The organism is Sphingomonas bacterium, assembly GCF_903643065.1.
Lineage (GTDB): Bacteria > Pseudomonadota > Alphaproteobacteria > Sphingomonadales > Sphingomonadaceae > Sphingomonas.
The window spans coordinates 1-5,251 of record NZ_CAHJWX010000181.1; the positions used below are offsets into that span (position 1 = coordinate 1).

General features: G+C 68.5%; 6 protein-coding genes. 1 reads left to right on the forward strand and 5 read right to left on the reverse strand.

What is annotated here, in order from left to right:
* Positions 1-155 precede the first annotated feature (155 nt).
* Both HUU95_RS07700 and leuA read right to left on the reverse strand, forming a co-directional pair.
* On the reverse strand, positions 156-539 hold the full coding sequence (locus HUU95_RS07700) for a hypothetical protein (protein ID WP_174279584.1): 384 nt from the start codon (positions 537-539) through the stop codon (positions 156-158).
* 59 nt (positions 540-598) lie between these two features.
* Complete coding sequence (gene leuA / locus HUU95_RS07705; RefSeq protein ID WP_174279585.1) at positions 599-2,254, reverse strand: 2-isopropylmalate synthase; 1,656 nt, start codon at positions 2,252-2,254, stop codon at positions 599-601.
* Positions 2,255-2,444: 190 nt separating this feature from the next.
* Here leuA and HUU95_RS07710 point away from each other — a divergent pair, with 190 nt between their 5' ends.
* Positions 2,445-2,858: a BLUF domain-containing protein gene (locus tag HUU95_RS07710; RefSeq protein ID WP_174279586.1), complete on the forward strand. Its 414-nt coding sequence runs from the start codon at positions 2,445-2,447 to the stop codon at positions 2,856-2,858.
* Here HUU95_RS07710 and HUU95_RS07715 read toward each other — a convergent pair.
* The 3 genes from HUU95_RS07715 to ilvN all read right to left on the reverse strand — a co-directional run bounded on the left by HUU95_RS07715 (position 2,855) and on the right by ilvN (position 5,210).
* On the reverse strand, positions 2,855-3,460 hold the full coding sequence (locus tag HUU95_RS07715) for a YceI family protein (RefSeq protein WP_174279587.1): 606 nt from the start codon (positions 3,458-3,460) through the stop codon (positions 2,855-2,857). The genes HUU95_RS07710 and HUU95_RS07715 overlap by 4 nt on opposite strands.
* Before the next feature lie 79 nt (positions 3,461-3,539).
* Complete coding sequence (gene ilvC, locus HUU95_RS07720; RefSeq protein ID WP_174279588.1) at positions 3,540-4,559, reverse strand: ketol-acid reductoisomerase; 1,020 nt, start codon at positions 4,557-4,559, stop codon at positions 3,540-3,542.
* A 135-nt stretch (positions 4,560-4,694) separates the two neighbouring features.
* Complete coding sequence (gene ilvN, locus HUU95_RS07725) at positions 4,695-5,210, reverse strand: acetolactate synthase small subunit (protein WP_174279589.1); 516 nt, start codon at positions 5,208-5,210, stop codon at positions 4,695-4,697.
* Positions 5,211-5,251 lie beyond the last annotated feature (41 nt).

Genomic DNA, 5,251 nt, shown 5'->3' on the forward strand with positions numbered 1-5,251 from the left:
CGCTCCCTCCGCCGCCATCCCGCCCGCGACCGACCCGGCAAGCCGCCCGAAGGCCCCCAGCCGCGCCAACCGCCCGGCGGGCACCGCGCGGCCCTGATCGTCATCGCTCATGATCGACATATGGGGGGTGATCCTGCCCCGCCAAGCCGGAGAGGTCAGCTCGGCCGTTCCGTGTCGGCGGCGAGCAGCCAGCCCAATGCCTCGCGACGATCGGCGAAGACGCGGATCGTGTCTCGCCCGGCCTGCACGCGCGCCATCTGCTGCGACACCAGCGGGGAGATGCTGACCACCGCGATGCGACGGCCGAACGGCACCGCCGGATTGTTCCAATAGGCGGCGAACAATTCCAGCACGACGGGCGAGAAGACCTTCACCTCGGTCAGGTCATAAAGCGTGACGTGCGTGCCGGCCTGCTCCTCAAGCGAACGGATCGCGGCATGCAGGTCGGTCGCCGCCGCCTCCAGTCCCGCGACATCGACGAAGCCGCTCGCGGTGATGCTCACCAGCGCCTGCGCGCGACTGACCACGACCTTGTGCATGGGTTAGGCGTAGCGCGGGTCTGGTTAACGGGTGGTGATGCGATCGCTCCGACCGTTCCTCAGGCACGGTTCGCCGCGCTCAGCGCCGCGCGCACGCTGGCGGTCGCCACGTCCGGGTCGATGCCGACGCCCCACACCGCGCGACCATCGGGCAGGCGGCATTCGAGGTAGCTCGCTGCCAGCGCGCCCGCGCCGCCGCCGATCGCGTGCTCGGCATAGTCGGCGACGTCCAGCGCCACGCCAGCCTCCGCCAGCGCCGCGATCACGCCCGAGATCAGCCCGTTGCCGCGCCCGCTGATCGATCGCTCGGCGCCGTTCACCGCGACGCGGCCGACGAACAGCCGGTCGCCCGGCGCGCCCGTCTCCTGATAGTCGCGCAGCACGAAGCGGTCGGTGTCGCTGGCCAGATAGACCCGATCGAACAGCGCGCCGATGTCACGGGCGTCCAGCTCGCGGCTGGTCTCGTCCGCCAGCGCCTGAATATGGCGGCTGAAATCGGCCTGCAGCCGCTTGGGCAGGCGCAGGCCCCGATCCTGTTCCAGCACCCAGGCGACGCCGCCCTTACCCGACTGCGAGTTGACGCGGATCACCGCCTCGTAGCTGCGGCCCAGATCGGCGGGGTCGATCGGCAAGTACGGCACCTCCCACCTGTCGTCATTCTGTTGTTCGCGCGCGTGAAAACCCTTCTTGATCGCGTCCTGGTGCGACCCCGAAAAGGCGGTGAAGACGAGGTCGCCGGCATAGGGCGTGCGCGGATGGACGGGCAGCTGGGTGCAGTAGCGCACCGTCTCGATCACCTCGTCGATGTCCGACAGGTCGAGACCGGGCGCGATCCCCTGCGTGTACAGGTTCAGCGCGACCGTCACCAGATCGCAATTTCCCGTCCGCTCGCCATTGCCGAGCAGGCAGCCCTCCACCCGATCGGCGCCCGCCATCAACCCCAGCTCGGCCGCGGCGACCCCCGTGCCGCGATCGTTGTGCGGGTGAAGCGACAGCAGCACCGTCTCGCGGTTCGGCACGTGGCGCCCGAACCATTCGATCTGGTCGGCATAGACGTTGGGCGTCGCGCATTCGACGGTGGCGGGCAGGTTGAGGATCAGCGGCTTGTCCGCCGTGGGCCGCAGCACTTCCATCACGGCGGCGCAGACCTCCAGCGAGAAGTCCAGCTCGGCGGTCGAGAAGGTCTCGGGCGAATATTCGAAGCGCCAGTCGGTGTCCGGCCGCGCCGCCGCCTCGTCGCGCAGCAGCTTGGCGCCGGCGACCGCGATCGCCTTGATCTCCGCGCGGCTCATCCCGAAGACGATGCGCCGCCACGCGGGGCTGACCGCATTGTACAGGTGCACGATCGCGCGCGGCGCGCCGGCCAGACTGTCAAAGGTGGTGCCGATCAGGTCGGCGCGCGACTGGGTCAGCACCTGGATCGTCACGTCGTCCGGCACGCGTCCGGCGCGGACGAGGCCGGCGATGAAATCGAACTCCGTCGCGCCCGCCGACGGAAAGCCGACCTCGATCTCCTTCAGCCCGACGCGGACGAGCAGGTCGAACAGCCGCGTCTTTTTCTCCGCGTCCATCGGATCGATCAGCGCCTGGTTGCCGTCGCGCAGATCGGTGGACAGCCAGCGTGGCGCCGTCGTCAGCGTGCGCGACGGCCAGCGCCGGTCGGGCAGGTCGATCGGCGGGAACGGGCGGTATTTGGTGGACGGATCGCGCAGCATGGGGCTCTCGGACGAAAAGGCTCGGGTCCTCAGGCGCGAAAAGGGACGAGCGCGCCTAAGGGCGCGTAAGTCGCAGGGCCACCAACGTCATGCGCTGTGTCTGCCCCGAAACGGGCCGGCTGTCCACCGCCGACCCCATGCTGATCGAGATTGTCTTGCGCGGCGCGGAAGGTCTCCTATCGCCGGCATCATGCGTCAGATCATCTATCAAAGCGTCGCCACCACGCGGGACGCCAGCGAGGAAGCGCCCGAGATCCTGCGCGGCGCGCGGCCGTTCAACGGCTTGAACGGCGTCACCGGCCTGCTCTGCGCGTCGGACGGCAAGTTCCTCCAGGTGCTGGAGGGGCCGGACGAGAGCGTCGATATCGCCATGGCGCGCATCCTCAAGGATCCTCGTCATCACCGGATCGAGATCCTGGTCAACGAGGAAATCGAGGAGCGCGCCTTCGGCGATTGGACGATGGCCTATCGGGATCAGGGCCATCCCGCCGACCTGCTCGAAGATCGCCTGCGCGCGATGATCCGTCACGCGCCGCCCGCGATCGCCGACCGGTTCCGCCAGTTCCTCACTGGCGATCGCCGGCCGCCCGACACCACCGGCTAGTCCGCCTCGAACGCGGCGTTGATCGTCAGCCGGACCTCGTCCGAGACGAGCGGGATGCCGTAATTGATACCGAAGTCGGAGCGCTTGATCGCGGTGGTCGCGTGGAAGCCGACATTGGTCTTCTTGGCGCCCATCACCGCCTGCCCCGCGCCGACGAAGGTCGCCGCCAGCGTCACCGGCCTGGTCACGCCCTTGAGCGTCAGGTTGCCGGTGATCGTCGCGGTCGTGCCGTTCGCGACGATGCGCGTCGAGGTGAAGGTGCCCGTCGGGTATTTCGCCGCGTCGAAGAAGTCGGGCGTCTTGAGATGCGTGTCGAGCGCCGCGACGGTGGTGGACACCTTGTCGATCGGAAAGGTGATCGAGACCTGGCTGGCGGCCGGGTTCTTCGGATCGAGCGTCAGCGTGCCGGTCGGCTGGGTGAACTGGCCGGTATATTCGGTGAAGCCCATGTGGTTGACGGTGAACAGCACCTGGGTGTGGCCGGTATCGACATGGTAGCTGCCCGCCGTCGCCAGCGCGGTCGACGGCTTGCCGGGCTGGCTGCTCGGGGCCTGCGCCAGCGCGGGCGCGGCGAGGAGAAGGGCGGCGAAGGTAAGGCGCATGCGAGAGTCTCCTGTGTTCGTAGCCATGCTGGTCCGGGTTGGCGCGCGCGTCAAATCCCGAACCGGTTAACGCAACGTTTCAGTTCTTCGCCCGGTCCACCAGCTGGTTCTGGCCGATCCACGGCATCATCGCGCGCAGCCGGGCGCCCACCGTCTCGATCGGGTGCGCGGCGGCGGCCTTGCGCGACGCCTTCAGCTCGGGGCTGCCCGCGCGCGTGTCGAGCACGAAGTCGCGCACGAAGCGCCCGGCCTGGATGTCCGCGAGCACGCGCTTCATCTCCGCCTTGGTCTCGCTGGTGACGATGCGCGGGCCGGTGGTGATGTCGCCATATTCGGCGGTGTTGCTGATCGAATAGCGCATGTTGGCGATCCCGCCCTCGTACATCAGGTCGACGATCAGCTTCACTTCGTGCAGGCATTCGAAATAGGCCATTTCGGGGGCATAGCCGGCCTCCGTCAGCGTCTCGAACCCCGCCTGGATCAGGTGGGAGAGCCCGCCGCACAGCACCGCCTGCTCGCCGAACAGGTCGGTCTCGCATTCCTCGCGGAAATTGGTCTCGATGATCCCCGATCGCCCGCCGCCCACGGCCGACGCATAGGCGAGCGCCACGTCGTGCGCATTGCCCGACGCGTCCTGGTGCACGGCGATCAGGCACGGGACGCCGCCGCCGCGCTGATATTCGGAACGCACCGTATGGCCCGGGCCCTTGGGCGCGATCATCACCACGTCCAGGTCGGGGCGCGGCTCGATCAGCCCGAAATGCACGTTGAGCCCGTGCGCGAAGGCGAGCGTGGCGCCTTCCTTCAGATTGGCGGCGAGGTCGTCGGCGTAGATCGCGGCCTGATGCTCGTCGGGCGCCAGGATCATCACCACGTCCGCCCACCGCGCGGCGTCGGCGTTGGCCAGCACGGTGAAGCCCGCGTCCTGCGCCTTCCTGGCGGAGGCGGAACCGGGCCGCAGCGCGACGGCGACCTCCGCGACGCCCGAGTCGCGCAGGTTCTGCGCATGGGCGTGGCCCTGGCTGCCATAGCCGACGATGGCGACCTTCCGGGTCGAGATCAGGCCGAGATCGGCGTCGTGGTCATAGTAAACGCGCATATTGTTCTGTCCTCTTGTTGTTCGTCATGCCGGACTTGTTTCAGCATCCACGCGCGACAGCCTGTCCCAGTGGCGTCCGGCCGGTGGACGCGGCGTCACGCAGGACCCTGAAACAGGTTCAGGGTGACGAGGTGCTCATGCCGCCTCTCGCCCGCGCGCGATGGCGACGACGCCGGTGCGGGCGACCTCGATCAGCCCGACCTCCGCCATCAGCGCGACAAAGGTATCGATCTTGTCGCGCCCGCCCGTCACCTCGAACACGAACGAGCCGGTGGTCGCGTCGAGCACGCGGGCGCGATAGATGTCGGCGAGGCGCAGCGCCTCGATCCGGTGATCGCCCGTGCCCGCCACCTTGACCAGCGCCAGCTCGCGCTCGACATGGGGGCCGAGCGCGGTCAGATCGGTGACGGAATGGACGGGCACTAGCCGATCAAGCTGGGCGATGATCTGTTCCATAACGTGCGCCGACGCCGAGGTGACGATCGTCAGCCGCGACACCGCCTTGTCGGCGGTCACGTCGGACACGGTCAGGCTCTCGATATTATAGCCGCGCGCGGTGAACAGCCCCGCGACGCGCGCGAGGATGCCGGGCTCGTTGTCGACGAGCACGGCGAGCGTGTGGCGTTCGGCGGCCTCGGGGGCGATCTGCATGTTCTTAGCCCCTCCCCTTCAGGGGAGGGGTTGGGGTGGGG

Bases quoted from the DNA above. Each gene is read 5' to 3' on its own strand.
- leuA (WP_174279585.1), bottom strand. From the start codon at position 2,254: ATGCTGCGCGATCCGTCCACCAAATACCGCCCGTTCCCGCCGATCGAC.
- ilvC (WP_174279588.1), bottom strand. From the start codon at position 4,559: ATGCGCGTTTACTATGACCACGACGCCGATCTCGGCCTGATCTCGACC.
- HUU95_RS07710 (WP_174279586.1), top strand. From the start codon at position 2,445: ATGCGTCAGATCATCTATCAAAGCGTCGCCACCACGCGGGACGCCAGC.
- HUU95_RS07715 (WP_174279587.1), bottom strand. From the start codon at position 3,460: ATGCGCCTTACCTTCGCCGCCCTTCTCCTCGCCGCGCCCGCGCTGGCG.
- HUU95_RS07700 (WP_174279584.1), bottom strand. From the start codon at position 539: ATGCACAAGGTCGTGGTCAGTCGCGCGCAGGCGCTGGTGAGCATCACC.
- ilvN (WP_174279589.1), bottom strand. From the start codon at position 5,210: ATGCAGATCGCCCCCGAGGCCGCCGAACGCCACACGCTCGCCGTGCTC.